The organism is Sinorhizobium sp. FG01 (assembly GCF_002531875.1).
GTDB classification, from domain to species: domain Bacteria; phylum Pseudomonadota; class Alphaproteobacteria; order Rhizobiales; family Rhizobiaceae; genus Sinorhizobium; species Sinorhizobium fredii_C.
On sequence record NZ_NWTB01000003.1, the window covers coordinates 307200 to 332567 of the forward strand.

Here is a 25368-nt window from a genome sequence, read left to right on the forward strand (position 1 = left end):
GGACGCTGAAGGATGGCCGGAAACACCGCGATGACGAGCCCCCGCCCGCCCGCAGTCATTCTCGCCGGCGGACGGTCGTCGCGCATGGGCAAACAGAAGGCGGCGGTCATGCTCGGCGGGCAATCCATGCTCGCCCGCGTCGTCGAGCGACTGTCGCCGCAAGCGGCCAGCATTGCAATCAACCTCAATGCCGATCCGGGCATCGCCTTGCCCGGCGATTATCCCGTCCTTGCGGACACGATGCCCGGTTTGCCCGGCCCGCTCGCCGGCGTGCTAACCGCCCTACGACACGCCGGCGAGATCGCGCCCGCGGCAAGCCATGTTCTGACGGTGCCGATCGATGCACCCTTCTTCCCGGCCACGCTTGCTGCTCGGCTTCAGGGGTCGCTGGTCACCGGAAACGAAATTGCCGTCGCCTGGTCTCTCGGAGAGATGCATCCGCTCTTCGCCCTTTGGCCCATCGCGATCGCCGACGATCTCGATGCCTGGATCCGCACCGATGAGAAACGCCGCGTCCGAGCGTTCATCGCCCGTCATCCATCGGTCGCGGTAGACTTCCCGCTCGCCGCGACGAAAGCGGGGCCGCTCGACCCGTTCTTCAACGTCAACACCCCGCAGCAGCTTGAAGAAGCTGAACAATGGCTGAACCGCCTCGAGGATTCCGAACCATGACCGCATCCAAGATTTTCGGCATCGCCGGCTGGAAGAACTCCGGCAAGACCGGCCTCATGGTCCGGCTTGTCAGCGAAATGACCCGGCGCGGCCATGTGGTGTCGACCGTCAAGCATGCCCACCACGACTTCGACATCGACAAGGTCGGAGCCGACAGCTATCGCCATCGCGAGGCCGGTGCTCACGAAGTGACGATCGTCTCATCGACCCGCTTTGCGATCATGCATGAATTGCGCGGCGCACCGGAGCCCAGCTTCGAGGAAATCCTGGCGCGGCTGGCGCCCTGCGATCTGGTGCTGATCGAGGGTTACAAGCGCGAACCGATCCCGAAGATCGAGGCTCGCCGGCTGGAATCGGCGAACCGTGAGCCGCTCGCGCCAACCGACCCGCATATCGTCGCGATCGCCGCCGACCACCCGGTCGCCGAGACCGAGCTTCCCGTCTTCGACCTTGACGACACGGCAGCGATTGCCGACTTCGTCGAGAGGACGACCGGGCTGCGGCGCTCGTCTTGGTCTAGATAGCCACCGCCATTTTGCCCCTCGTTCCTGAGCCTTGAAAAGTCTGGCTGCAGATTTCCGGGCGTTCAGCTAACTTGCTTTGCCGCCACTATTTTGCCCGGACGGATTTGGCGTGAGCTTACCAACGGCCCTAAATGGGTGGAGAGCGGTATTAGGCGCTCAGTGTTTCACAATAAAAGAAACTGCCGCTGTGTCGCAGGCGCGGCGACAGGTGGCGCAAGGGGCGGGCAGGTCCGCTGGTTCGCGGCGAATTTTTGAGATTATCTGCTAGACCGACGCTCTATTTGGCAAAGCAAACTCCTGCATCGACCTATTCTGGGTGACGCCCGAGCCAGCTCAGAGGCACATCGCTGGCTCAACCGCGAGGGCAGCATCGTCATTCAAAACATCTGGCGCCCCGCGCCGGGAAAGAATGCAATCGCCCTCGTCGATCCGGCCACCCGCGAACCAAATAAGGAACATGACATGTCACTGTTGATTACTATCGATACCGATCCGGACTTCACACCAAAGGACGCGGTCCCCGCACCGGAACGGCTCATTTCGGGGAATCCATTCTTCAAGACCTGGGCACAGGATGCCTCGAAAGGCGAGAAGGTGCTGACTGGCGTCTGGGAGGCGACGCCTGGCGAGCATCATTCGATCAAGGGGACCACCTATGAATTCTGCCATATCATATCGGGTCTCGTGGAAATCGAGGAGAAGGGCGGCGAGACGAAGACCTATCGCGCTGGTGACAGCTTCGTCATGAAGCCTGGTTTCGTCGGTGTTTGGCGCACGATCGAGACTGTACGCAAGATCTACGTTTGTGTTTACGAGTGACAGCAAAACTCAGGTGCGCCCGACTGTAGGCGCACCTGAGACTTCCAGATGAGGCGACTTCAGAAAACTCGACGCGGTTCGGCGCGCAGTGAGTGCTCGAAAGACGGCGTTCCCGGTGCTGTCATGCCGGCCGTGTAGCCGCCGTGGCTCGCGTGCATCTCCTGCTTATGCGGGGCCAATATCAGGCGCGATGTGCGCCAGGCATCCGGACCGGGCACACCATTCACTCGTTCAGGAAGCCGACGATGCCCTTGATTTCGGTAAACTCGTGCAGTCCGAACTTGCCGTATTCCCGACCGTTGCCGGATTGCTTGTAGCCACCAAACGGCGCGGCGCTGTCCCACGCGGAGCTGTTGAGGCGAACGGTGCCGCTCCGCAGCCTGCCTGCGAGCGTCCGCGCTTCCTTCGGATCGCCCTGAATATAGGCTGCGAGGCCGTAGGGCGTATCGTTGGCGATCGCGATCGCTTCCTCTTCGGTGTCATAACCGATGATCGACAGCACAGGGCCGAAAATTTCCTCCCGTGCAATCGCCATCTGATTGGTGACGCGGGCAAACACCGTCGGGCGCACGTAATAACCCGCATTGAGATGCGCAGGGCGGCCAGGGCCACCCGCGACGAGCTCCGCTCCTTCCGCGATGCCGCGTTCGATCAGCGCCTGGATCTTGTCGAACTGGGCGGCGCTTGCCACCGGTCCAAGGTCGGTGCGCGGATCCGAAGGCGGACCGACAACGAGCGCAGCCGCTTCCCTCGCGGCGATCGAGCTTGCTTCATCCATCCGCTCCGCCGGCACCAGCATCCGTGTTGGCGCAGTACAGGTCTGGCCGGAATTGCCGAAGCACCGGCGAATGCCGGCGGCGACCGCGGCTGCGAAGTCGGCACTGCGCAGGATGATGTTCGGCGACTTGCCGCCGAGCTCCTGATGCACTCGCTTGACCGTCGGTGCCGCGGCCTGCGCCACGGCAATGCCGGCGCGGGTCGAGCCGGTGAAGGACACCATGTCGACGTCCGGATGGCTGGCGAGCATCGCGCCAACCGTCGGACCGTCGCCCTGGACGAGGTTAAAGACCCCCTTGGGCACGCCGGCCTCATCCATGATCTCGGCAAAGATCACGGCGTTGAACGGAGCGATCTCCGAGGGTTTGAGCACCATAGTGCAGCCGGTCGCGAGTGCCGGAGCGACCTTGCAGGCGATCTGGTTGATCGGCCAGTTCCACGGCGTGATCATGCCTACGACCCCGACCGGCTCGTGCACGATGCGGGTCGAGCCCTGCATGTATTCGAAAGCGAAGGTCTCGAAGGCCTTGATCGTTTGCTCGAAATGGGCAGCGCCGATGGCGGCCTGCTCGGCCCGGGCCATGGCGAGCGGCGCGCCCATTTCCCGCGAGATGATGTCGCCGAGCTCGTCATTGCGGCGCTTCAGGATCGTTACAATGCGCTTCAGCAGTTCGGCGCGCTCTTCCTTGGACGTCTGCGAGAACGAGGCAAAGGCCTGCCGCGCGGCCGCGACCGCTTTCTGGGCGTCGGCGGCACTGCCGATCGCGATCGTTCCGATTGGCTGCTCGGTGGACGGGTCGATGACCTCGCGGGACCTCGACACCGTGGGTTCGACCCATTCACCGTCGATATAGAACTTGTGGGCATGTTTCATTGGCGGCTCCCATGTATGGCGTCCTGCGTGCCATCGGCGGCGCGTTCCACGAATCCGGCGACAGCAACGATGGCTGCCTCCGTGTGCGGCAAAGCGGCCAGCTCGCCCAATGTTACCGGCTTAATGGGTGGGCGTAGCCGATAGTAACCGAGCTCTCCGGGCGCAACGCCACGGCATTGCGCCAGCAGCTCAACCGCGGTCAGTCCGCATAGCCGACCCTGGCATGGTCCCATTCCGCATCGTGTGAACGCCTTCATTTGGTTAGGGCCCGGCACGCCGAGCGCCGCAACTTTACGCAGCTTGCCGGCTGTGATTTCTTCGCAGCGGCAGACGATGGTGCCGTCGTCCTCGGGCACGCGAAACGTTTTGCCGGGCCGGAACCGATGCTCGATGAAAGTCCTGCCCCTGAAGGCTCGCGCGAGCCTCCGCGTGAGTTCGTTCCGGCGCTGTTCGTAGGCACCCTGGCCAATGCGATCCAGGTCGAGCGCTGCGGTCAAGCCCGCGAGCTCTCCTTGGTGAGCCGAGGCAACCGCTCCGACAATTCCCGCCGCATCACCGGCGATCGAAACCCCCGGAACCGAACTCGCGCCGCGAATGTCGACGGCTGGGCGGAAGGCTGCCAGGCGCTCGTCCCAGACGTAGTCGCACCCGGCTGCGAGCGCGAGATTGAGGTTCGGCGCGATCCCCTGGTGCAGAAGGAGCAGGTCGCCTTCAATGTGCAGGGACTTATCGCCGCGATGGACCCGCAGGGCGCTGAATTGTCCGGAACCGACCGCCTCGAGCGCGGTCACCCCGCGAATGACGCGGGTTCGTCGGTGAACGTCCAAGAGGAGCTTCAGGCCCTTGAGGGCATAGGGCGATGCGGCAAAACCAAGCAGATGAGGCAGGGCCGAGCGCCAGTTCCCGGCCGGCGTGGTATCGACGACCGCTATCACGGACACGCCTGCCCGCAGAAGTTGGCTTGCCAGTAAGTACAGCAACGGCCCGGTCCCGGCGAGGATGGTCCGCCCGGAGGGCACCAGGCCTGACGATTTCATCAAGATTTGCGCCGCTCCCGCCGCCATGACGCCGGGCATGGTCCACCCCGGGAAAGGGAACGGACGCTCGAGCGCGCCGGTTGCGAGAATCACCCGATGGGCGGCGATCGGCCGAGCGATGCCGCCGAGCGAGATCCCGACCTCGAGCGCATGCGCGCCGTCGCCAGTTTCCTCGTCAGCCGGCCCGACGCTCCACACCGTCGCCCGGCGGGCATAGTTCAAGTCTGCGCCCCGGAACCGCTCGATGAGCATCCGACCGGCAGCGTAGTCCGGCCCCATGCGCGCGAGATCGCCGTCCGAAGCCCGGTCGACCGACCGATAGATCTGGCCGCCAGGCGATTCATTTTCGTCGGCCAGCAATACGGCGAGGCCATGGGTCGACGCTTCGATCGCTGCCGAGAGGCCGGCGGGCCCTGCGCCAACGACGACGAGGTCATAGGCAGGCGCGAGATCGGCGGCCGACTGAATGTTCTGAATCATTCTTCCTGCCCCGGCATGGCCGCGCCATTCTGTGTTTCAACCCTCATGCCCTCCACCACGGTGGTCAGGCAGGCCTGCCGGTTCGGCCGGCCATCGATCTTGACCAGGCATTCGAAGCACACACCCATCATGCAGTAAGGACCACGGGCGGCGCCGGACACCGGGGTGCGCCGAGTGCTGCAATGTCCTGCGGCCAAGAGGGCAGCGGCGACGCTATCGCCCTGGCTGGCCATGGTCGGCACGCCGTTGAATGTGAATGAGACCGAGCTCTCTTTTCTGTCAGACAGCCGCCGGAACATGGAACCTCCGGGAATGAAATACGGAAAGATCCTCAGAAAGCGCCCCGGCCGAAATTTGCCGCGGCAGGACCAGCGCATGGTTCGCCGCCAGCGTCACGCCGGAATGGCAGGCGACTGCAAACGCACCTGGGAACCGCTCCGATTGCTCGTAAATGGGGTAGCCGTCGGGCGTCACCACACGGAATGCGGCCCAGATCCGCACCGCCCTGGCGTCCCTGAGCAGTGGGAAGGTGCGTAGCGCGCGTTCGGCCAGAACTGCGGTGATTGGTCCTCGCGGTCGCTGGTGATCGATTGTCGCCTCCTTGCTCTCACCGATCAGCACAGAGCCCTCGTCTGTCTGCCGCAGATAGCCGGTGGCATGGCTGAGGAAGGGCTTCAGCCGCTCAGTGACGATGATCTGGCCGCGGCTGGGCGAGAGCGGAACGCTCAGCCCAACCATCGGGGCCAGCGCGGTATTGCCGATGCCGGCCGCAAGCACGATCTTGCCGGCACCGAGCCTCCAGCCTTCCCCGGCCACTTCGAAGCCGCCGGCGCGATGGCGGATCGCAGTCGTCTTGCGATGCGGAAAATAGTGAACGCCACGCTGCTGCAGCGCCTTGTGAAAGCCAGCGAACAGCCGCAGCGGGTTTGCGTGTCCATCGAGCGGGCTGAAAATCGCGCCTGCCACTGTCTCGCCGATGAGGGGCAAGCGGCGGCGCGTCTCCGCCTGGTCGAGTATCTCATATTCGAGCGGCGGCGTTCCTTCCGCGTCCATTCCTTGTTGGTCGGCGAGCCTCGCCATCGATGCGATCCCGCGTTCCAGTTCCGTTGGCGTGAGCCGAATTGAGAAGCCGCCCGACTGGACAAAGCCGGTATCGATACCGGTTTCGGCTTTGAGTTCGGCTGCCAGCCGGTGCCAGTTCGCCGTCGAGGTTCGCGACCACCGCGAATAGGCGGCGTTGCCGAGGCCCTTGCTAGAGCTCCATACGAGACCGAAATTCGCCCGGGCGGCCCGGTTTGCCACATCGCCCTCGTCGAGGATTGCAACCCTTTGTCCGCATCTCGACAGACCCCAGGCTATCGATACCCCTACCAGCCCACCGCCGATGACGATTACGTCGTAATCCATTCCGCTTGCTTCCCTCGGCGCGTCACCCCAACGGCTTTCTCCTGTTCTGCCCCTCAGATCGCGCCGACTTTGACTTTCGAACCATCAAGGAGGCGCGACAGGCGGAAAGGGGTGGGGTCGACACAGGGTGTATCATTGGCAACCAGGTCGGCCGCCAGGCGGCCGATACCGGGGCCCAGGCCGAAGCCATGGCCGGAGGCGCCCGCTGCCAGGTAGAGACCTCTCACACCGTCGGCCGGCGAGATGACCGGCACCGCGTCCGGCGTGAAATCCACGTAGGCTCCCCAACTGTCGGCGACTTCGAGTCCCGCCAATGCAGGAAACTGCTCGGTGACCCGTTTCAAAATAGCCGCGATGGTGCGGCGGCTCGGCGGCGGGTCGAGAACGCGCATCCGCTCGAAGGCCGTCGGTTTGCTCTTGTTCAAGCTTCCGATTGCCTCCGGACCCTGGAGGAAGGATTTGCCGATGCCGAACTGCACCGCTTTCAGACGCTTCATGAACATCGGCATGAACCAGCGGGCGTAGCGAATGCCTTGTGGCGTGATATCGAGCATCGCCCTGCCGCTGATCGCAAGCGTGTAACTGCCATCCAACCGGCGGGTCAACGCACACTCCGGCGTATAGATCGCTTCGCCCAGATCCGCTGTCGGCCGCGTACGAAGCGCTGTCTGGCGCACGCTCGCCTGCGGAAACAGAACTCCGTGCTGACGACAAAACATGGACGTCCAGGCACCGCCGGCGCAGAGAACAGCTTGTGTCCGGATGATCCCCTTTTCGGTGATCACCCCCGTGACCGCTCCATTTACCAGATCGAGGCCGCGGGCAGCGCATTCCTGGTGGATCGTCGCGCCGAACCTGCGCGCGCCGTTCGCGATCGTCGGCGCGGCGATAGCAGGCTCGCCCTTGCCGTCATCGATCGAATGCACTCCGCCGAGCCATCGGCGGCCGTTCGCCGGAATTGCGGCAGCCGCTTCCTTGGCGCTCAGCATCTTCGTATTGACGTTGAACTGGCGGGCCGTATCGCGCCATGCTTCCCATTCCGCAAGCTGCCGGGGATTGTCTGTCGCGTAAAGCAGGCCGCATCGACGGAAGCCGACGTCCTCTCCGATTTTGGATTCAAACTCACCCCATAGCCGCAGCGCGACACCCGAAAGCGGCAGCTCGCGCTCATCCCGGTTCTGTTGGCGGCACCAACCCCAGTTGCGGCTCGACTGCTCGCAGCCGACATGGCCCTTTTCGACCAGAGCGACGGAGAGCCCCCGCTCCGCCAGAAAGAAAGCTGCCGTTGCACCAATGATGCCGCCGCCGATGACTACAACGTCGGCCTTGGCGGGAAGCTCTTGATCGTTCTGTATGCGTTTGACAATTGGAGACATGGGGCTGACCTGAACTGATTTTGACGGCCGATCTATACGGCACTGTTTCCTGCCCCTCCGGCAGGAAACATCTGAGGCAACGACGAAGCTACCGAAGGAAGGCGATCAGCATGCATCGAATAGAAATGCAGGCACGGCAGAAAATTTCGTTTTCGGCCGAGCGACAGTCACGTATTCGACGGCCGAATGGCTAAGTTACAGAGCATCGTCTGACGACAGTGGTTTTGAATCGACTTCCGGTCGAGTACGACAGCTGCCGCGATCGGCTTCATGTCGCCCCTGCTGTTACAGGCCCAAATTGAAGAGCGTGCGCAATCAAAAACAGAGATGAAGCCATGACTGCAGACACTCATGAGTCCCCTGCGCTCGCGATGATCCATACTGTCCCCGGGATCATCCCCGCGTTTAATGAACTCGTTGGCCTCCATCTGCCCGGTTGGCGGCCGTTCAACATGTTGGATGAGAGCCTGCTGGGGAACACGATCCGCGAAGGCACGCTTTCACTTCAGACCATGCGAAGGCTTGCGACTCACATTTGGTCGGCGGTGGATGCGGGGGCTTCGGCTGTCCTCGTCACCTGTTCCTCGCTCGGCCCTGCAGTGGATGCGGCAATGCCGCTCTGCCCCGTACCCCTCTTCCGTATAGATGACGGGATGGCGATTGAGGCGATCCAGCGCGGCAATCGAATTGGCGTCCTTGCAACTCTGGCTACAACAATGATCCCCACAACCCAGTTGATTGAACGCCATGCTCATAGGATGGATCGTAACGTTTCCGTCACCAGTCGTCTTTGTGAAGGAGCCTTTGACAAATTGCGTAGCGGTGACAGGGCGGCGCATGATGCGATGATACGTGAAGGCCTCGGTTCGCTCGTGGGTAGTGTCGACGTGGTTGTTCTTGCTCAAGCATCAATGGCAAATGCCCTAACTGAGATGAGCGAGACGTCGGTGCCAGTACTTACGAGCCCTGAACTCGGTGTGCTGCACATGTCCTCCGCACTAAATGCGCGCTCCCGCGTCCAGGAAAGTGCGCAAAGTTAGGCAGGCGTTGGCCGGATTTCAGCAGTCCCGAACAGCCCGCCTTGAAACTGCGCGATCTGATCGCAAAGCAGGCGACGGTTATAGTGGTGTCGTGTCATCTTTCGAGTCAGAACCGCGTTTAACGAGATGGAAGGTGATCTCGGCCAATTGACCTCCTGATCAACAACGCGAGCAGCGCAGCTTCACCGACGTGGGAACTCTCCGGGAAGCGTCCATCCAGCAGCCGCCTCATTGTCCGCTTTTTGGAACCGCACTGCACATTCCCATCGGTATTGGTGAACGCCAGCTTAGGGTCGACTTTGGCCCTCAGCAAGGCGATACAGGGGCGCGAAGCCGCCATCCGGCATCTTGCGCATTCGACTTCCGCTCCCTCGAACCTCAGCGCCTGGGTGCTCGCTTACTTTTCAGCGGCCTTCAAAACTCGCTATCACGCGGTAGTTTCTAGCAATCCAATCAAGTTACCTCGCGCGTAGCGCCTATTGTCGACATCAGACCGGCAGCCCGGCCTGTTTGCGCAAGCTCTTGTCGAACGCCGATTCGGGGACCAAACGGCGCAGCAAGCCAACTTGGCCGGCCAGCTTTCCCGCGGTGTAACGTCTTCTAGGCGCCTTGGCCGTTGCCGCTTTGACAACGGTCTCTGCCACGACCTCGGGGTCGTCGCCCCTTTCCACGCTCTTCCGCATCTGCACTTCCATGTCAGCGCGCACCGCGTCGTAGACAGCAAGCGAGCGATCAGGCTTGGTCAGGTTTTCCTCGAACGCCGTGCGGGTAAAGCCTGGCTCGACCAGCGCCACTCGAATTCCGAACGTGCGCAGTTCGTGATCGAGCGATTCGGAATAGCCCTCGACGGCATGCTTGGTCGATGCATAGAGAGCATTGTAGGGCGACGGGATCAGCCCCAGAATGGAGCTTATGTTGATGATCCTGCCCTTTCCTTGGCTCCGCATGATTGGCAACACCGCGTTGGTCACCCGGAGAACTCCGAAGACGTTCACGTCGAACAGCGCTTGTGCCTGCGCGATTGAGGACTCCTCTGCGCCGCCGAGCAAGCCGATGCCGGCATTGTTGACAAGCAGGTCTATGCGTCCGGCCTCGGCGAGCACCTCATCAATCAGCTTCGCCACAGACTCATCGTCCGTTACGTCACAGGTGAGCATGGTGATGCCGTCAGTCCCTCCGGCGGCCGCACGACGGCTGGTCCCGAAGACTCGAAAACCCGCCCGCTGAAGGGCTTTGGCGGTAGCGTGCCCGATGCCGGTCGATGCCCCAGTGACCAGGGCGACACCAAGATTGGCTTTGTTCATGGAGATCTATTTCCTTCTTTGTGCTGAATTTCGTTTCGTTGTCGTTGAGGAGACGAGACTTCAATTGCGGCGCGATCCGACGCCCGCCAGCGTGTCCGTCCAGCGTCGGAACAAGGCGCTGGCGTTAACTCCGCCGAAGCCGAAGCCGTTGGAGATCGCGTAGTCCATCTCTATTGGCCGAGCCTGGTTCGCAACGATGTCGATCCCGTCGCCGGCCGGATCGGGAGCGTTCAGGTTGAGAGTCGGCGGGGCCACCTGGTCCTTAAGCGCCAGGATTGTGAAGATGGCCTCAAGCCCGCCGGCAGCTCCGAGCAGGTGCCCGGTCGCCGACTTCGTTCCGCTGACAGCGACGCTGAAATCGGTGCCGAAGACCCTCTTGATCGCGGCGATTTCTCCCAGGTCGCCAATTGGCGTCGAGGTCGCGTGCGCATTGAGGTGGCGAATCTCGCGCGGTGAAATTCCGGCCTGGGTAATCGCGATCTCCATGGCGCGGCGCGCGCCGTCGCCGTCCTCGGGACCGGACGTGACGTGGTGGGCATCCGCTGTCGTGCCGTAGCCGACGAGCTCGGCGAGCGGTTTCGCACCGCGCGCAAGCGCGTGACTCAGTGCCTCGATGACCAGGATGCCGGCGCCTTCGCCCATGACGAAGCCGTCACGCAACATGTCGAAGGGGCGTGAGGCCCGATCAGGCGTTTCATTAAAGCCGGTCGAAAGAGAGCGTGCCGCGGCAAAACCACCGAGGCTGACGATATTCATGCACGCTTCCGTTCCGCCGCACACGGCGATGTCGGCCTCATTGGCGCGGATAAGACGAGCCGCATCGCCGATCGCCTGAATGCCGGCCGCGCACGCGGTCACCGGCGCGCCGATCGGCCCTTTGAAACCGTAACGGATGGAAATCTGTCCAGCTGCCAGGTTCACCAGGAATGACGGCACGGTGAACGGTGAAAGACGCCGGACACCGCGCTGATCGACCGTTCGCACCGCCTCAGTTATGGCCGGAAACCCGCCGATGCCCGACGCGATGATCGTCGCGGTCCGGGTCCGGTCATCTTCCGAACCCGGCTTCCATCCCGCCTGCGCAAGCGCCTCTTCTGCCGCCGCCAATGCGAAGAGAATGAACCGGTCTACCTTGCGCTGATCCTTTGGAGCAAAGACGGTATTCGGATCGAAGCCTGCATCGGGGTCTTCTTCCAGGGAGGGCACCGTTCCACCGACCTTCGCCGGCAGGTCTCTCACGATATCATCCGCAAGCCGCCGGATGCCCGAACGGCCAGACAAGAGCCGAGACCAGGAAGTCGTCACGTTGGCTCCGAGGGGGCTGACGGCTCCCATCCCTGTGATAACGATACGACGCATGTGATCTCCAACTGTCATTGTGTTTCATCCGTCTGCATGCCGAGCAGACGCTCGATCGGCATCCATTTCGGCAACCGTGTTCTCCGGATGGTCTCGGAACGTGCTTCAGGCCCGAGCGGGCAAGAATCCGTGAACTCATCGTGCGAACGCCGTTGGCGGGAAGTGGATATCTCACGTGTTTCTTGCGGAGACGGCGATCCGACGAACTTCGTCCGCGGCTGCCGCAAGAAAGCGCTGCGACATCTCTTCCTCGTTCAAGATACGAGAGATCGTCACGGCACCCACCATCAGCGACAGCATTGCCATGGCTTTTTCAGAGGATTTGGGACTTTTCGTCTCCTCCATCAGTTCGTTGAGGATCTGCAGATGCGCTTGAATTCCATCCTGGAACGGGGCTCTCACCTCCTCGGTTTGGCGCGCCGCATCGGCGCCAAGCGCCACCAAGGGGCAGCCGTCGCCCTTTTCTTCGCGATGGCCGGTCGACAGGTAGAGCTCGATAACGGCCTCAAGGGGATCAGGGCTTGCCGCAGCAACAGACGACCATCTGCGGGTCGCGTGCTCCATCGCCCGCCTTGAGGCCTGTGCCGCAAGATCGTCCTTGGATTCGAACTGCTTGTAGAATCCGCCCTGCGTGAGGCCGGCCCCCTTCATCAGATCCTTAAGTCCGATGCCATCAAAGCCGTGCTCTCGAAAAAGCCGGCTCGCCACGTTGATGACCGCTTCGCGATTTGCCTCCGCCTGGGCTCGGCTAACTCTCATTGATCGACCCCCAAATAGATTTCACTTGACATCTATATCATATTTAGATTTAGATCGCAATCTAATTCAACGCGGCGCCCGTTAACAAGGGTCATCTGACATGAAGCGCAAATTTCTTCTCACATCGATCGGCCTTGTGGCTGCAGCCGGGGGCGCGGCATATGCGTTCATCGTCGAACCATCGGGAGTCGAGGCGGCAGCCGCAGATCCTCGCGTCGCGCCGCCGCTCGTGAGCCTGGTGGAAGCGAAAAGGCCGGAGACGGCCCAGCGCAGTTTTACAGGCACGATCGCGGCCCGGGTCGAGAGCAACCTCGGCTTTCGTGTACCCGGCAAGATCATCCAACGCTATGTGGACGTCGGCGAGCAGATCAGGGCCGGTCAACCCCTGATGCGCATCGATGAGACCGATCTCCGTCTTGCGCTTACGGCAAAACGCAATGCAGTCGTCGCAGCTCGGGCTGTCGTGGTCCAGGCGGAAGCGGACGAAAGGCGTTACGCCGCGCTGGTGAAAGGCGGATTGGCCGCGACGCCCCAGCGCTATGAGCAAGCAAAGTCTGCACTCGACACTGCTACCGCCCAACTTGCTGCGGCGGAAGCGGAAGCGAAAGTCGCAGAAAACGAGGCAACCTACTCTCTGCTGGTTGCCGACAGCGATGGAACCGTTGTGGAGACGCTCGGGGAGCCGGGGCAGGTCGTCGCAGCCGGACAGACCGTGATCAGGCTTGCCCAAGCTGGACCTCGTGAGGCGCTTGTTTGGCTCCCGGAATCTCTCCGCCCGCAGATCGGCGAAATAGCCGGGGCCAGTATCTACGGAAATGAAAGCCGGCAAGACAAGGCACGGCTTCGTCAGATCTCTGATGCGGCTGACCCTCGAACCCGGACCTATGAGGCGCGCTGGGTGTTGGACGGCGCCGCAGCGTCAGCCCCGCTTGGCGCGACAGTTACGATCAAAATCTCCAATGGCAGTGGGCAAACGCATGCAGCGGTGCCCGTAGGCGCCGTTTTGGATGACGGCAGCCGAACCGGCGTCTGGATCTTCGATGAAAAATCTTCGACCGTCCACTTCCGGCAGGTGGAAATCGAACACATCGGCGAAGAGATCGCAGTGGTTTCCAGTCTGAAGGCAGGCGAGCCCGTCGTCGCTCTGGGAGCGCATCTGCTGCAGGACGGCGCGGGTGTGCGTACAGGCGTGCAAAAGGCAGAGGCGGCAAACTGATGACCTTCAATCTTTCCGCACTCGCCGTCCGCGAGCGAGCCGTCACCCTGTTCTTCATCGTCCTTTTGGCTGCCGCCGGCGCCTATGCCTTCGTCAAGCTGGGACGAGCTGAAGATCCTTCGTTCACCATCAAGACACTTACCGTCACGTCCGTCTGGCCGGGCGCGACCGCGCGTGAGATGCAGGATCTTGTCGCTGAGAAGCTCGAGAAACGCATTCAGGAACTCACCTGGTACGACCGGGTCGAGACAACAACCCGGCCGGGATACGCGTTCTTGACCGTCACGTTGAAGGACAGCACGCCGCCCAGTGCAGTTGAGGAAGAGTTCTACCAGGCACGAAAGAAGCTCGGAGACGAAGCCCGCAACCTTCCCCAAGGCGTGTTCGGCCCGTTTGTGAATGACGAATATTCGGACGTCAGCTTCGCGCTTTACGCGCTCAAGGCCAAGGGTATGCCGATGCGTGACCTTGTGCGGCAGGCCGAAACCATTCGCCAGGATCTCCTTCATGTACCCGGCGTCAAAAAGATCAACATACTGGGCGAACGGCCGGAGCAGATTTTTGTCGAGTTCTCCTATGCCAAGCTGGCTACTCTCGGGATCTCGGCACAAGACATCGCAGCCGCTTTGCAGCGACGCAATACCGTGACCCCGGCAGGATCGATCGACACGCGCGGGCCGCAGGTTTTCATTCGGTTCGACGGTGCCTATGACAGCATCCAGTCGATAGCCGACACGCCGATCGTTGCAGCCGGACGCACGCTGAAGCTCTCAGATTTTGCAGAAGTGCGCCGCGGCTATGAGGATCCGGCCACCTATCTCATTCGGCATGACGGCGAGCCCGCCATTATGCTTGGGGTTGTGATGCAGCAAGGCTGGAACGGCCTCGAACTCGGAAAAGCGTTGGAAGAACGATCTTCCGCGATCGCCCAAACCCTGCCGCTCGGCATGACGCTTGCGAAAGTCAGTGATCAGGCAGTCAACATCCATGAAGCCGTCGGCGAGTTCATGCTGAAATTCGCAATGGCACTCGGCGTCGTGCTGTTTGTCAGCCTCGTCAGCCTCGGTTGGCGCGTCGGTATCGTCGTCGCTCTCGCAGTTCCGCTGACGCTCGGTGTCGTCTTCCTCATCATGCTGGAAACCGGGCGCTTTTTCGACCGCATTACACTCGGCGCGTTGATCCTGGCGCTCGGTCTGCTCGTTGACGATGCCATCATCGCCATTGAGGTCATGGTGGTAAAGATGGAAGAAGGCATGGACCGCATCAAGGCGGCCGCCTATGCCTGGAGCCATACGGCAGCGCCCATGCTATCCGGCACACTCGTGACGATCATTGGGCTGATGCCGGTGGGATTCGCCCGATCCACCGCCGGCGAATATGCAGGCAACATCTTCTGGATCGTCGGATTCGCTTTGATCGTCTCATGGTTCGTCGCGGTCATTTTCACGCCCTACCTCGGCGTCAAGATGCTGCCCGCAATCAAGCCAGTGGAAGGCGGCCATCACGCCATCTACAACACTCCCAATTACCGGCGCCTTCGCAGTCTCATCGAGTTCGCAGTCCGTCACAAATTCTTGACCTGCGGTCTCGTCGGCGTTGTCATGGCCGTCTCCGTCCTCGGCATGGGGTCCGTAAAGCAGCAGTTCTTCCCGACCTCGGACCGTCCCGAGGTTCTTGTGGAAGTTCGGCTGCCTGAAGGCACGAGCATCGAGACGACCACGGCCACCGTCAAGAAACTCGAACGCTGGCTGCAGGACCAGCCCGAGGCGAAGATCGCGACCAGCTACATCGGTCAGGGTGCGCCGCGATTCTTCTTCGCCATGGCACCGGAATTGCCGGATCCCGCATTCGCCAAGATCGTGGTGCTGACGCCCGATGCCCATGCACGCGAGGCTTTGAAGCATCGCCTGCGGGCAGCCGTCTCCAGTGGCCTCGCTCCCGAAGCCTCCGTGCGTGTCACACAGTTGGTGTTCGGTCCCTACACACCGTTCCCGGTTGAGTTCCGAATCATGGGCCCGGATCCAGATCAGTTGTACAGGATTTCCGAGCAGGCCCTCGCCATCATGAAGAGTGTGCCGGATGTTCGCCAGGCGAACCGCGACTGGGGCAATCGCACGCCCGTTCTGCGCTTCATTCCTGATCAAGAGCGATTAAACCTGATCGGCCTTTCTCCTGCAGAGGCTGCTCAGCAGATGCAATTGCTGCTGAGCGGGGTACCCATCACGCAGGTCCGCGAGAATATCCGCAACGTGCCTGTCATCGCACGGAGTGCTGGCGAAAACCGCCTTGATCCGTCGAGATTGGCAGATTTCTCGCTGATGAGCAGGGATGGCCGACCAATTCCGCTCGACCAGATTGGCCACTCCGAGGTCCGCTTCGAGGAGCCGATCATGAAGCGCCGTGACCGCACTCCGGTCGTCACCATCCGCTCTGACATCAACGAGGCGACCCAGCCACCGGAAGTATCGCAGGAAATTCTCAAAGCTCTTCAGCCATTGATCGCCACGCTTCCTGTCGGGTATCGGATCGAAATGGGCGGAAATATCGAAGAGTCCCTCAAGGCAAATGTCGCACTCGTCCAGATTTTCCCTGCCATGATTGCCGCCATGCTGATCGTCATCATCCTCCAGGTTCGGAGCCTGTCGACGATGACGATGGTGATGCTGACGGGGCCGCTCGGTCTTGCCGGGGTGGTTCCGGTGCTGCTCCTCTTCAATCAGCCGTTTGGCTTCAATGCCATTCTCGGGTTGATAGGACTGGCCGGCATCCTGATGCGGAACACCCTGATATTGACGGAGCAGATCAAGGAGAACCAGGCGGCCGGTCTCGATGACTATCATGCGGTTATCGAAGCGACTGTGCAGAGGACGAGGCCCGTCATCCTGACAGCCCTCGCTGCAGTCCTCGCCTTCATCCCGCTGACCCACTCGGTGTTCTGGGGATCCATGGCCTATACCCTGATCGGCGGCACGGCGGTCGGCACGGTGCTGATCCTGCTGTTCCTGCCGGCGCTCTACGCGGCGTGGTTCCGGATCAAGCCGACTGCAGATGAGATCCATGAGGTGTCGACGGAGGAGCCGAAAGTACGCATAGCGCTGGCGGCCGAGTAGTGCCCGGCCGCGGCTGAGACCGGTCAGCCGCGCGCCGGCCTTGACTGAACACGACACACGGCCGGCCCGCGATCATAGCGCTTACAGGATGATCGTCCGGCTGGGTCCGGCAGATCCGTTCATCCGCTCTGGAGACATTCATGAATTATCCGGACCGACCGGGAACTTATACCGACAGTTTGCGGGCGCGCATCCTGGACGTGGCGGAAGAGCACTTCCACCGCATCGGTCATCAGAAGACATCGATGGCCGACATCGCCATCGAACTCGGCATGAGTCGAGCCAATATCTACCGCTTCTTCCCTTCCAAAGATGCGATCAGCGAGTCCGTCTGCGGCGGATTTTGAGCCGGGCCGCCGACGTGGCCGTTGCGATCGCGAGCAGGAACGTGCCGGCCTTGGAGAAGCTCGAGCAGATCCTGAGCGCGGTTCACCACCACAATAAGATGCAGTTGACCGGGGAAAAGCGCATGCATGCCCTTGTTGCGACGGCCGCGCGGGAAGACTGGCCGGTCATCAAGGCGCATGAGGAGCGGATGATGACGATCCTGGAGGCGATCGTCCGCGAAGGCAAAGAGGCGGACGAGTTCGAGGTCGAAGATCCCGCTGAAACGGCGTGTGCGGTCAACACCGCGTTCACGCCGTTCTTCCACCCGATTCTGATCGAGCACTCTGTTCGACGCGGCGAAGACACCGAAGCGGCCCTGCGCGAGCAGTTCCGCCTTATCCAGAAGGCTCTCGGCCAGAGGTTGAAGGGATCGGGACTATTTGAGGAATGCACGAACCTCTCCGTTTATGTCGCTCGCGGCGAAGCGTGGCCCGCATACAAGCGTGCTTTCGACGCCCAGTTGGCGGTTTTCACCGCCGCATCGAGCGGCTGACCAAGGTTCGCTCTGGGGCGTGTAAGCAGCGGCTTCAAACGTACGCACCCTCGACGACAGCAACGGGTCGACAGCCGAGTTCTGCCACTCCGAGGCTCGTTGAAACTTCACGGCGCACCTCAAATTGCTGCGGCTCAGATGTCTTGCGGCAATCCCCGGGGAGATGAAAATTGATTCTCTGATGCGCCACCAACAAAACGGGGCCGGCAAACCGGCCCCGATCAAAAACATGGCATTCGTCCGCGCTGTTAACGCTGCGCGACCGGCCGCACCAGCGGAGTGACGCGGCGGATCGTGACGCGGCGGTTCTCCTGCTCGGCCTCCGGGGTACGGATCTTGAGGAACCGCTCGCCATAGCCCTGTGTCACCAGGTTTTCCGCCGGGACGCCGTAGACCTCGGTCAACAGCACCGCGACCGACTCGGCACGCTCGTCGGAGAGCACCAGGTTCGACCGGTCGGATCCGACGGCATCCGTGTGACCCTCGATGAAGAAGGTTTCACCCGGATCCTTCTCGAGGACCTTGTTCATTGCATCCGCGACACCTCGCAGCGTCTTTGCCTGCGTCATCGACACTTCGGCACTTCCAGTTGCGAAATGGATCGTGTCGAGATCGATACGACGCACCTTGTCGCGCAGGCGGGCGGAGTTGCGGACCTCATCGATGGTGTAGACGCGCTCGACCTGCTCGACCGGCGGCTCGGACAGGAACTCGTAGTAATCCCGGTCCGGATCCTCGGCCACATCGACGATGTACTCGTCGACCGGAATACTGAGCCGCATCGGCGGCAGTTCGTAGCCGACATCGACGATCGCCGGCCGATCCTCTTCATACTCCGGCGTATACATCATCACATATTCATTGCCGTCCCGATCGACGCGCGTGCGCGTCAGGATATCGCCGTAGCGATTATAGACGGTAACGATCTGGTAGCCGCCGGGACGAACGATCGTTTCGCGGACACGGCCACCCGACAGATTGTCGTAGTAGGACTCCTCCGAGTTCAGCCGCAGACGCGGCCGGTCGTCGCCGCGCACGAAGATGCGATCTCCGACGCCGAGGATCACCCGGTCGTCCACCTGTTCGACCACCTGCACTTCCGTCACGTTGTTTTCGGTCGTGTTGTTGACGGTGGTATTGTTGATGACCGTGTTATTGACGACGGTATTGTTGACGATGTTTGTCGTCTCCGGAACGGCAAAGGCCGGGGCTTCTTCGACCCGCTCGCCTTCCTCCTTCAGCACAGCCTCGATCCGTTGCGAAAGTTCCTCCTTAGACTCCACTGGGATCGCCGCCTGCGCCTGCGCGGAAGCATCGTCGGTTGGAGGAGCTATGCTTTCCTGCTTCGCGCGCAGTTCCTCGCGCTGCTTGCGCCGGGCTTCGCGCGACTGGTTGCCGCCGGAAGTGTCAGCGTCCTTATCGCTATCGAGAACGGCAGCGCCCTTTTCCACTGGAAGCACGACCGTATCGTCGGAAGCCGCCGGATCCTCGGCGATCTTCTGCTTCTCTTCCACGGTGCGCTCATCGACCACCTCGGGAGCAGGCTGACCCTGGGGCTGCTCGCCCTGAAGCTGCTCTGCCGTTGCGGGTTGTTCCGTACCGGGGACGGGCTGCTGCTCGCCTTCGCCCGTCTGTTGGGCCGGAGCCTCGGTCGCCGGCTGCTCGGCGGTCGTTCCACCGTCAGGCACGACAATCGGCTGCTCGGCGGCTTTTTGCTCCTCCGTTTGACGCTGCTCTTCAGCCTGCTGCTGGCGCTTCTTGCGGGTGGGCGCCTGTTCTTCGGCCTGTTGCGGAGCACCCTCCTCGGCGGCTGGCTGCTGCTCTTCAGCCTGCTGCTGGCGCTTCTTGCCACTTGGCGTTTCCTGCTCCTCGGCCTGCTGCGGAGCGGCCTCCTCAGCGGCGGGCTGCTGCTCTTCGGCCTGCTGCTGGCGCTTCTTGCGCCTCGGCGTTTCCTGCTCCTCGGCCTGCTGCGGAGCGGCCTCCCCGGCCGCGGGCTGCTGCTCTTCGGCCTGCTGCTGGCGCTTCTTGCGCCTTGGCGTTTCCTGCTCCTCGGCCTGCTGCGGGGCAGCCTCCCCGGCCGCGGGCTGCTGCTCTTCGGCCTGTTGCTGGCGCTTCTTGCGCCTTGGCGTTTCCTGCTCCTCGGCCTGCTGCGGAGCGGCCTCCTCAGCGGCGGGCTGCTGCTCTTCGGCCTGCTGCTGGCGCTTCTTGCGCCTTGGCGTTTCCTGCTCCTCGGCCTGCTGCGGAGCGGCCTCCTCAGCGGCGGGCTGCTGCTCTTCGGCCTGTTGCTGGCGCTTCTTGCGCCTTGGCGTTTCCTGTTCTTCCGCCTGCGGCTGCTGTTCTTCCGCCTGCCCCTGGGACTCCTCCTCAGCGGCGCGCTGCTTGCGCTTCTTCAGCAGCAGCAAATCCTCCGGTGACGGCTGTTCGGCACCTTCCTGCGCAACTTCGAACGGTGCCATCAGGCTGTCGGCAAGCGCGGGCTGGACCGCAAGAGAAGCCGCAAATACGGGCAAGGCGACCGTTGCGAAAAGTTTGGATCGAATGGACATTGTCTTCCTTCCTCTTGTGGCTCGGCGGCCTCGCCCGCCGCGCCACAGTTCAAGCCGCATCGCATCGGCATAGGGCCATGACCCGCGGTTCCGACATTTTTGTGTCGGTCAAAAAATCCGTAGTCGAACTCCTCAGCCACGGATCGGTTCCGCCCCCAGGGCTATCGAAGCCGACATTAACCGTTCATGAACGGTTCGATCTTCCGCCTCCTCAACCTCAGCGACCGCAAGAAGGGGACATCTCCGCGGTGGGCGACGCCGCTTTCCTGTTGATTTTTACAGGAAAAGCGTACGAATATCGCCGCAACCGGCGGGCAGCTCCTGCCGGCGCTATTTGGCATCCGCGCACAAGAACAGACCGGATGCCGGCCAACAGAGAGGATAATCATGCGTATTTCCAGACGGATGGTAGCTGCCGCATCGGCTGCCGTTTTCGTGCTCATGGCGAGCTCCGCCATGGCGGAAGGCGAAAAGGTCGTGATCGGCACCGAAGGCGCTTACCCGCCCTTCAACAATCTCGAGGCGGACGGCTCGCTGACGGGCTTCGATATCGACATCGCCAAGGCCCTTTGCGAAGAAATGAAGGCCGAATGCACCTTTGTGACCCAGGATTGGGAGGGGATCATCCCGGCGCTGATCGCCAAGAAGTTCGACGCGATCATCGCCTCCATGTCGATTACCGAGGAACGCAAGCAAAAGGTCGACTTCACCCACAAATACTACAACACGCCGCCGGCCATCGTCGTGCCGAAGGATTCGCCGATTACCGAGGCCACCGGGGCAGCGCTCGAAGGCAAGGCGCTCGGAGCGCAGGGCTCGACCACCCATTCAAACTATGCCGAAGCGCATATGAAGGGTGCGGATATCAAGCTCTACCCGACTGCGGACGAATACAAGCTTGACCTGATCAACGGCCGCATCGATGCCGCCATCGATGATGTCGTCGTGATCTCCGAATGGCTGAAGACCGAAGACGGCGCCTGCTGCAAGCTGCTCGGCACGCTGCCGGTCGACCCGGCCATCAACGGCGAAGGCGCCGGCATTGCGGTCCGCAAGGGCGACGACGCGCTCCGCGAGAAGTTCAACAAGGCTATCGAAGCCATCCGGGCCAACGGCAAGTACAAGGAAATCAACGAAAAGTACTTCCCGTTCGACGTTTACGGCAGCTGATCGCCGCGCATTCTGAGAAGATCCGGCAGTGATGTCGGCTAAGTCTCGGTTGATGAAAAAATGCACCGGTGGATGGGCTTGCCCTTCCACCGTTTTTGTTTGACAACAAATCGAAAAATATGCGCCTCAGCGCCAATAAGAACGGATAAGGGGAATATAGAGGCATGAGCGGATTGTTTGCCGCCTTGTTCTCCGGCCTTGCCTGGGTCGTGTCGATGATCGACCCATTCTGCGGGCCGGCCGGGGTCTTTCGTTGGTTCGGTTCCGGCACACTCCTGGCGTGCGGCGATACCGGCTGGGGCGACGAGATCGCCTATGGATTCCTCGTGACCGTGAGCCTCGCAATGGCCACCCTGCCCCTCGGGCTGGTGATGGGCTTCTTCATCGCCCTCGCAAAGCAATCGAATGAACGGACCCTGCGGCTTTCGGCCAATATCTACACCACGATCTTCCGGGGCCTTCCGGAACTCCTGACGCTCTTCATTATCTATTACGGCCTCCAGATTCTCGTCCAGCAATTCCTGGCGACGCTGGGTTATGACGAGCCCGTTCAAATCAACGCCTTTGCCGCCGGCATGGTCGCGCTTGGCGTCGTTTTCTCCGCCTACTGCTCGGAGGTGTTGCTTTCCGCCTTCAAGGCCATTCCGCAGGGTCAGTACGAAGCGGGCGATGCGCTCGGTTTTCACCGTGGCAAAACGATGCTGTTGATCATTCTGCCGCAACTCGTGCGTATCGCCCTTCCGGGTCTCGGCAATCTCTGGATGGTACTGCTCAAGGACACTGCGCTCGTTTCGGTCGTCGGCCTCCCCGATATTCTCCGCCAAACCGGCATTGCCGCGCGCGTCACCAAGGAAGCATTCCAGTTCTACGGCATCGCCTGCATCCTGTTCCTCATTTTGGCAATGGTCTCTTCCATCGCCTTCGCGGCGCTCGAGCGGCGGACCAAACGCGCGGAGATGCAACGATGAGCATTGCCGAAACCCTGATTCCACCTCAGGCCCCGCCCCCGGCTCCGCCGAAAGCCTACACCCTGTCGCGCTTCGTCGGCAGCGTGACGCTTGGTATCTGGCTGGCCCTCGCTGTCGGCATCTTCTTCTCCGTCGTCGAGGGTTGGGACCCGGACAAATTCTCGCGCTACGGATCTAGCTTCCTGTCCGGCCTCGGGGTGACGCTGATGCTCGTCACCTCGTCGATCCTGATGGGCGCCCTCCTGTCGCTGCCGGTGGCGCTCGGGCGGATGTCGAAGCACAGGCTCTGGTCCTGGCTCGCCTATGCCTATGTCTATTTCTTCCGCGGCACGCCGCTGATCACGCAGCTCTTCCTCGTCTATTACGGGCTCGGCAGCTTCCGCCCGCAACTCGACGCGATCGGCCTGTGGTGGTTCTTCCGCGACGCCTGGAATTGCGCACTCTTCACCTTCACGCTGAATACCGCCGCCTACCAGGCCGAGATCCTTCGCGGTGCCATCGAAAGCGTCCCGCGCGGCCAGCATGAAGGTGCCGCGGCCCTTGGCCTGCCGCAGCGCGTCGCCTTCTTCAAGGTCATCCTGCCGCAGGCGATGATCGTGGCGTTGCGCCCCTACGGCAATGAGATCATCCTGATGATCAAGGGTTCGGCGATCGTCGCGATCGTCACGGTCTTCGACCTGATGGGAGAGACCCGGCGCGCCTTTTCCCGTACATTCGACTACCAGATGTATGTGTGGGCGGCAGCGCTGTATCTCCTGATCGTGGAGGTTCTGCGCAATATCTGGGGCTGGCTCGAAGCTCGCTTGACGCGCCATCTGAAGCGTTGAGTCCCAGCGGTGCGTAGCAAACCGGCTTGGCAGCACTCGTTTATCTTTGCTGACAAGCCTTTGTTTTTTCGATGTTAATTGCGCCACTACGCCGATATTAGGTATTGATTAACAAACTAAGCGCTTCATCATAGTGACCAACCTTTGTCAGAAGCGAGGTCCTTGATGACAAACGACATGGAACTGCAGCTGAAGGGTTATGGCCTGACGACGGCCCAGATCCTCTACCGGATGCCCGACCACCCCGCCCTGTTGCAGGCCTATATCTGGCAGCATTACGATATCGCCCCGGACTTTCCGGAAATGCGCGGCTTTCTCAAGTTCTGGCAGGAGAAGCTGGATGGGCCGCTGCATTCGGTCCGCTATGTTCATCGCAAGCTGATATCGGCGACGGAATGGCGGGCACTCAAGGGCGAGCTCATCCTGCACTGATAATCTTGCCCGCCGTCGCGGCGGTCAGACGTGCACCTCGCCATGGGCAAGTTCGCCCTCGTGTTCCTCCTTGCGGAGCGAGCCGTAGGCCACCACGGCGTAGAAGAGCGAAACGCCGACCATGACGCTCCAGCCCGGCAAGAGACCGAGCGCAGCATTCTCCGTAAAGTCGGTCCATGACCGCACATGGCCGAAGGGTTCGCCGGTCGAGGAGATCTTCGGCGAGGATATCTTCAGCGCCCAGGCAAGCAGCAGGATCAGGTACATCCAGCAGTAATTGCGTTGCAGCCGGCGGCAAACCGCTTCCTTGTAGGTCATTAGGAAGGCCGGCCTGCGCAGGCTCTTGGCAATTGCCGCCGACCATTTGAAACTCTGCGTGCCTTCCGGGGCAAGGATCTGCGCGAAATAGCCGCGTTCGAGCTGCCGCACACGCGCGCGATACACATCGAAGAATCGGTAGCGCCTCGCTTCGATCAGCAACAGCAAGGTAATCAGCAGCATCGCAAAGAGCAGCACGCCATGATGCGACGACGGCGTCGACAGCGACACGGAAAGCATTGCCGCCACGACGGTGATTGCCCAGTTCGATGTCCGGTCGATGCGATCCCGCCAGCCGGCCATGCGCCCCATTTCCCCGCGATAATAATGCACGATCGTGTTGATCGTCTCCTGCGATGACTGCGGCAGAGGTGGACCCTGCCTCTCCGGCATCTCCGTTTCCAATGTCAGCGGGCTCAGTTCGGCGGACATCAGCATCCTCCCGATTTCTCATGCTTTTCATGATCATGACTCCAATCGCTTTCGGGATAAACCCGCCAGGCGGCGCGCCGGCGAATTCTTGAGCAGATGCTAAACGGGGCCCGCATGGATGAACGGGATGTCGAGCAAGGGGCGATGGCGGGCGATTGCCAAAGCTCTCCGGCAGTCGTAAGAAGCGGCCATGACCCAGAAGAGCAAAAAGATCGACGAGGAAGCGCTGGCGGAGGCCTATAACCGCGCGCTTGCCCTTGAAAAGTCCGGCAATTTCGACGCCGCCGCGGCCGCCTACCGCGAAGTGCTGGAGCTCGATCCCGAAGATCACGGCGGAGCTTCGGTCAGGCTTGCGTCCATGGGACGGGGCGAGACGCCGCTCAAGGCTCCGGATGCCTATGTCGCGACCCTATTCGACCAGCATGCGGACGTCTTTGACAACGTGCTTGTCGAGCAACTCGGCTATTGCGTGCCGCTCCTCGTCCGCCAGCGCGTCCAGGCCCTGGAACTCGGGCCGTTCAAGCGGGTGCTCGATCTCGGCTGCGGCACGGGGCTGACCGGCGGCGCGTTGCGCGACCTGGCGGAGGACATCACCGGCATCGATCTCGCCGAGAACATGGTCGAGATCGCCCATGAGAAGGACCTCTACGAGACGCTCTATGTCGCCGAAGCGGTCGATTTCCTCGACGACAACGAAGAGGCGCCGTTCGACCTGATCGTCGCCACGGATGTGCTGCCCTATGTGGGCGCACTGGAGGCCCTCTTCTTCGGCGCCGTCGACAATCTCGTACCGGGCGGCCTGCTGATCTTCTCCAGCGAAACCCTTCCCGATCAGACATTCGCCGGCAGTCCCTTCATGGTCGGCCCGCATCAGCGCTTCGCCCATTCCGAAGCCTATCTGCGCGACCGGCTCACCGCGACCGGATTCGAGATCGTCGAGGTGACCGACATCACCGTACGCATGGAAGAAGGTCAGCCCATTGCCGGGCAATTGGTGATCGCCCGCTTTCTCTGACCCGGTCGGTCGGCAAGAGACGACAC

General features: G+C 61.7%; 23 protein-coding genes. 13 read left to right on the forward strand and 10 right to left on the reverse strand.

Annotation, left to right across the window (positions count from 1 at the left end; translation table 11 throughout):
* Positions 1-12: 12 nt before the first annotated feature.
* The 3 genes from mobA to CO656_RS04155 all read left to right on the forward strand — a co-directional run bounded on the left by mobA (position 13) and on the right by CO656_RS04155 (position 2015).
* Positions 13-672, forward strand: coding sequence for a molybdenum cofactor guanylyltransferase MobA (gene mobA / locus CO656_RS04145; RefSeq protein ID WP_176536507.1), 660 nt, complete (start codon positions 13-15; stop codon positions 670-672).
* Positions 669-1196 carry a molybdopterin-guanine dinucleotide biosynthesis protein B gene (mobB, locus tag CO656_RS04150; protein ID WP_097524896.1) on the forward strand — a complete coding sequence of 176 codons (528 nt, stop codon included), beginning with the start codon at positions 669-671 and terminating at the stop codon, positions 1194-1196. Before mobA ends, mobB begins: the two co-directional genes overlap by 4 nt.
* A 462-nt stretch (positions 1197-1658) precedes the next feature.
* On the forward strand, positions 1659-2015 hold the full coding sequence (locus CO656_RS04155) for a cupin domain-containing protein (protein WP_037424240.1): 357 nt from the start codon (positions 1659-1661) through the stop codon (positions 2013-2015).
* 223 nt (positions 2016-2238) lie between these two features.
* On the opposite strand, the gene CO656_RS04160 is transcribed toward CO656_RS04155, so the two are convergent.
* Genes CO656_RS04160 through CO656_RS04180 form a run of 5 tightly spaced genes read right to left on the reverse strand, consistent with a single transcriptional unit; the run spans position 2239 to position 7966 of the window.
* Positions 2239-3666: an aldehyde dehydrogenase family protein gene (locus CO656_RS04160; RefSeq protein ID WP_097524897.1), complete on the reverse strand. Its 1428-nt coding sequence runs from the start codon at positions 3664-3666 to the stop codon at positions 2239-2241.
* Positions 3663-5183, reverse strand: a complete 1521-nt coding sequence (locus CO656_RS04165) for an NAD(P)/FAD-dependent oxidoreductase (protein ID WP_097524898.1) — start codon at positions 5181-5183, stop codon at positions 3663-3665. Before CO656_RS04165 ends, CO656_RS04160 begins: the two co-directional genes overlap by 4 nt.
* Positions 5180-5482 (reverse strand): (2Fe-2S)-binding protein, encoded by a 303-nt coding sequence (locus tag CO656_RS04170; RefSeq protein ID WP_097524899.1) that lies wholly within the window; start codon positions 5480-5482, stop codon positions 5180-5182. The genes CO656_RS04165 and CO656_RS04170 overlap by 4 nt, the downstream gene beginning before the upstream one ends.
* A complete protein-coding gene (locus CO656_RS04175; RefSeq protein WP_097524900.1) occupies positions 5463-6590 on the reverse strand; it encodes an FAD-dependent oxidoreductase in 1128 nt (375 codons plus the stop codon). The genes CO656_RS04170 and CO656_RS04175 overlap by 20 nt, the downstream gene beginning before the upstream one ends.
* A gap of 53 nt (positions 6591-6643) precedes the next feature.
* The gene (locus tag CO656_RS04180) at positions 6644-7966 is read right to left on the reverse strand and encodes an FAD-binding oxidoreductase (protein WP_097524901.1); all 1323 of its coding nucleotides are present in this window, start codon (positions 7964-7966) and stop codon (positions 6644-6646) included.
* 335 nt (positions 7967-8301) lie between these two features.
* Here CO656_RS04180 and CO656_RS04185 point away from each other — a divergent pair, with 335 nt between their 5' ends.
* On the forward strand, positions 8302-9006 hold the full coding sequence (locus tag CO656_RS04185) for an aspartate/glutamate racemase family protein (RefSeq protein WP_037424228.1): 705 nt from the start codon (positions 8302-8304) through the stop codon (positions 9004-9006).
* Positions 9007-9494: 488 nt separating this feature from the next.
* Here the strand turns inward: CO656_RS04185 and CO656_RS04190 are convergent, their stop codons facing one another.
* The 3 genes from CO656_RS04190 to CO656_RS04200 form a co-directional block, all read right to left on the reverse strand.
* Entirely contained in the window at positions 9495-10310 is an 816-nt protein-coding gene (locus CO656_RS04190; RefSeq protein WP_097524902.1) for an oxidoreductase, read from the reverse strand.
* Between the two features lie 60 nt (positions 10311-10370).
* Complete coding sequence (gene fabF, locus CO656_RS04195; protein ID WP_097524903.1) at positions 10371-11669, reverse strand: beta-ketoacyl-ACP synthase II; 1299 nt, start codon at positions 11667-11669, stop codon at positions 10371-10373.
* A 171-nt stretch (positions 11670-11840) separates the two neighbouring features.
* On the reverse strand, positions 11841-12428 hold the full coding sequence (locus CO656_RS04200) for a TetR/AcrR family transcriptional regulator (protein WP_097524904.1): 588 nt from the start codon (positions 12426-12428) through the stop codon (positions 11841-11843).
* A gap of 100 nt (positions 12429-12528) precedes the next feature.
* Between CO656_RS04200 and CO656_RS04205 the strand changes: the two genes are divergently transcribed.
* The 4 genes from CO656_RS04205 to CO656_RS30700 all read left to right on the forward strand — a co-directional run bounded on the left by CO656_RS04205 (position 12529) and on the right by CO656_RS30700 (position 17634).
* Complete coding sequence (locus CO656_RS04205) at positions 12529-13644, forward strand: efflux RND transporter periplasmic adaptor subunit (RefSeq protein ID WP_097524905.1); 1116 nt, start codon at positions 12529-12531, stop codon at positions 13642-13644.
* Positions 13644-16754 carry an efflux RND transporter permease subunit gene (locus tag CO656_RS04210; RefSeq protein ID WP_097524906.1) on the forward strand — a complete coding sequence of 1037 codons (3111 nt, stop codon included), beginning with the start codon at positions 13644-13646 and terminating at the stop codon, positions 16752-16754. The genes CO656_RS04205 and CO656_RS04210 overlap by 1 nt, the downstream gene beginning before the upstream one ends.
* 140 nt (positions 16755-16894) lie before the next feature.
* Positions 16895-17101 (forward strand): helix-turn-helix domain-containing protein, encoded by a 207-nt coding sequence (locus CO656_RS30695; protein WP_097524907.1) that lies wholly within the window; start codon positions 16895-16897, stop codon positions 17099-17101.
* A 98-nt stretch (positions 17102-17199) separates the two neighbouring features.
* A complete protein-coding gene (locus CO656_RS30700; RefSeq protein WP_234819703.1) occupies positions 17200-17634 on the forward strand; it encodes a hypothetical protein in 435 nt (144 codons plus the stop codon).
* Between the two features lie 248 nt (positions 17635-17882).
* Here CO656_RS30700 and CO656_RS04225 read toward each other — a convergent pair whose 3' ends face one another.
* A complete protein-coding gene (locus CO656_RS04225; RefSeq protein ID WP_097524908.1) occupies positions 17883-20180 on the reverse strand; it encodes an OmpA family protein in 2298 nt (765 codons plus the stop codon).
* Positions 20181-20567: 387 nt separating this feature from the next.
* On the opposite strand from CO656_RS04225, the gene CO656_RS04230 reads away from it, so the two are divergent.
* From CO656_RS04230 to CO656_RS04245, 4 genes are all read left to right on the forward strand, one after another.
* Positions 20568-21350 (forward strand): ABC transporter substrate-binding protein, encoded by a 783-nt coding sequence (locus CO656_RS04230; protein ID WP_095677955.1) that lies wholly within the window; start codon positions 20568-20570, stop codon positions 21348-21350.
* A gap of 164 nt (positions 21351-21514) precedes the next feature.
* Complete coding sequence (locus tag CO656_RS04235) at positions 21515-22318, forward strand: ABC transporter permease (protein ID WP_037424199.1); 804 nt, start codon at positions 21515-21517, stop codon at positions 22316-22318.
* A complete protein-coding gene (locus CO656_RS04240) occupies positions 22315-23145 on the forward strand; it encodes an ABC transporter permease (protein WP_097524909.1) in 831 nt (276 codons plus the stop codon). Before CO656_RS04235 ends, CO656_RS04240 begins: the two co-directional genes overlap by 4 nt.
* Before the next feature lie 165 nt (positions 23146-23310).
* The gene (locus CO656_RS04245) at positions 23311-23577 is read left to right on the forward strand and encodes an usg protein (protein WP_037424194.1); all 267 of its coding nucleotides are present in this window, start codon (positions 23311-23313) and stop codon (positions 23575-23577) included.
* A gap of 24 nt (positions 23578-23601) precedes the next feature.
* Here the strand turns inward: CO656_RS04245 and CO656_RS04250 are convergent, their stop codons facing one another.
* Positions 23602-24327: a DUF2270 domain-containing protein gene (locus CO656_RS04250; protein WP_097525060.1), complete on the reverse strand. Its 726-nt coding sequence runs from the start codon at positions 24325-24327 to the stop codon at positions 23602-23604.
* Between the two features lie 190 nt (positions 24328-24517).
* On the opposite strand from CO656_RS04250, the gene CO656_RS04255 reads away from it, so the two are divergent.
* Positions 24518-25342: a class I SAM-dependent methyltransferase gene (locus tag CO656_RS04255; protein WP_097524910.1), complete on the forward strand. Its 825-nt coding sequence runs from the start codon at positions 24518-24520 to the stop codon at positions 25340-25342.
* The last annotated feature ends 26 nt before the right edge of the window (positions 25343-25368 follow it).

Bases quoted from the DNA above. Each gene is read 5' to 3' on its own strand.
- mobA (WP_176536507.1), top strand. From the start codon at position 13: ATGGCCGGAAACACCGCGATGACGAGCCCCCGCCCGCCCGCAGTCATT.
- mobB (WP_097524896.1), top strand. From the start codon at position 669: ATGACCGCATCCAAGATTTTCGGCATCGCCGGCTGGAAGAACTCCGGC.
- CO656_RS04155 (WP_037424240.1), top strand. From the start codon at position 1,659: ATGTCACTGTTGATTACTATCGATACCGATCCGGACTTCACACCAAAG.
- CO656_RS04160 (WP_097524897.1), bottom strand. From the start codon at position 3,666: ATGAAACATGCCCACAAGTTCTATATCGACGGTGAATGGGTCGAACCC.
- CO656_RS04165 (WP_097524898.1), bottom strand. From the start codon at position 5,183: ATGATTCAGAACATTCAGTCGGCCGCCGATCTCGCGCCTGCCTATGAC.
- CO656_RS04170 (WP_097524899.1), bottom strand. From the start codon at position 5,482: ATGTTCCGGCGGCTGTCTGACAGAAAAGAGAGCTCGGTCTCATTCACA.
- CO656_RS04175 (WP_097524900.1), bottom strand. From the start codon at position 6,590: ATGGATTACGACGTAATCGTCATCGGCGGTGGGCTGGTAGGGGTATCG.
- CO656_RS04180 (WP_097524901.1), bottom strand. From the start codon at position 7,966: ATGTCTCCAATTGTCAAACGCATACAGAACGATCAAGAGCTTCCCGCC.
- CO656_RS04185 (WP_037424228.1), top strand. From the start codon at position 8,302: ATGACTGCAGACACTCATGAGTCCCCTGCGCTCGCGATGATCCATACT.
- CO656_RS04190 (WP_097524902.1), bottom strand. From the start codon at position 10,310: ATGAACAAAGCCAATCTTGGTGTCGCCCTGGTCACTGGGGCATCGACC.
- fabF (WP_097524903.1), bottom strand. From the start codon at position 11,669: ATGCGTCGTATCGTTATCACAGGGATGGGAGCCGTCAGCCCCCTCGGA.
- CO656_RS04200 (WP_097524904.1), bottom strand. From the start codon at position 12,428: ATGAGAGTTAGCCGAGCCCAGGCGGAGGCAAATCGCGAAGCGGTCATC.
- CO656_RS04205 (WP_097524905.1), top strand. From the start codon at position 12,529: ATGAAGCGCAAATTTCTTCTCACATCGATCGGCCTTGTGGCTGCAGCC.
- CO656_RS04210 (WP_097524906.1), top strand. From the start codon at position 13,644: ATGACCTTCAATCTTTCCGCACTCGCCGTCCGCGAGCGAGCCGTCACC.
- CO656_RS30695 (WP_097524907.1), top strand. From the start codon at position 16,895: ATGAATTATCCGGACCGACCGGGAACTTATACCGACAGTTTGCGGGCG.
- CO656_RS30700 (WP_234819703.1), top strand. From the start codon at position 17,200: ATGCAGTTGACCGGGGAAAAGCGCATGCATGCCCTTGTTGCGACGGCC.
- CO656_RS04225 (WP_097524908.1), bottom strand. From the start codon at position 20,180: ATGTCCATTCGATCCAAACTTTTCGCAACGGTCGCCTTGCCCGTATTT.
- CO656_RS04230 (WP_095677955.1), top strand. From the start codon at position 20,568: ATGCGTATTTCCAGACGGATGGTAGCTGCCGCATCGGCTGCCGTTTTC.
- CO656_RS04235 (WP_037424199.1), top strand. From the start codon at position 21,515: ATGAGCGGATTGTTTGCCGCCTTGTTCTCCGGCCTTGCCTGGGTCGTG.
- CO656_RS04240 (WP_097524909.1), top strand. From the start codon at position 22,315: ATGAGCATTGCCGAAACCCTGATTCCACCTCAGGCCCCGCCCCCGGCT.
- CO656_RS04245 (WP_037424194.1), top strand. From the start codon at position 23,311: ATGACAAACGACATGGAACTGCAGCTGAAGGGTTATGGCCTGACGACG.
- CO656_RS04250 (WP_097525060.1), bottom strand. From the start codon at position 24,327: ATGTCCGCCGAACTGAGCCCGCTGACATTGGAAACGGAGATGCCGGAG.
- CO656_RS04255 (WP_097524910.1), top strand. From the start codon at position 24,518: ATGACCCAGAAGAGCAAAAAGATCGACGAGGAAGCGCTGGCGGAGGCC.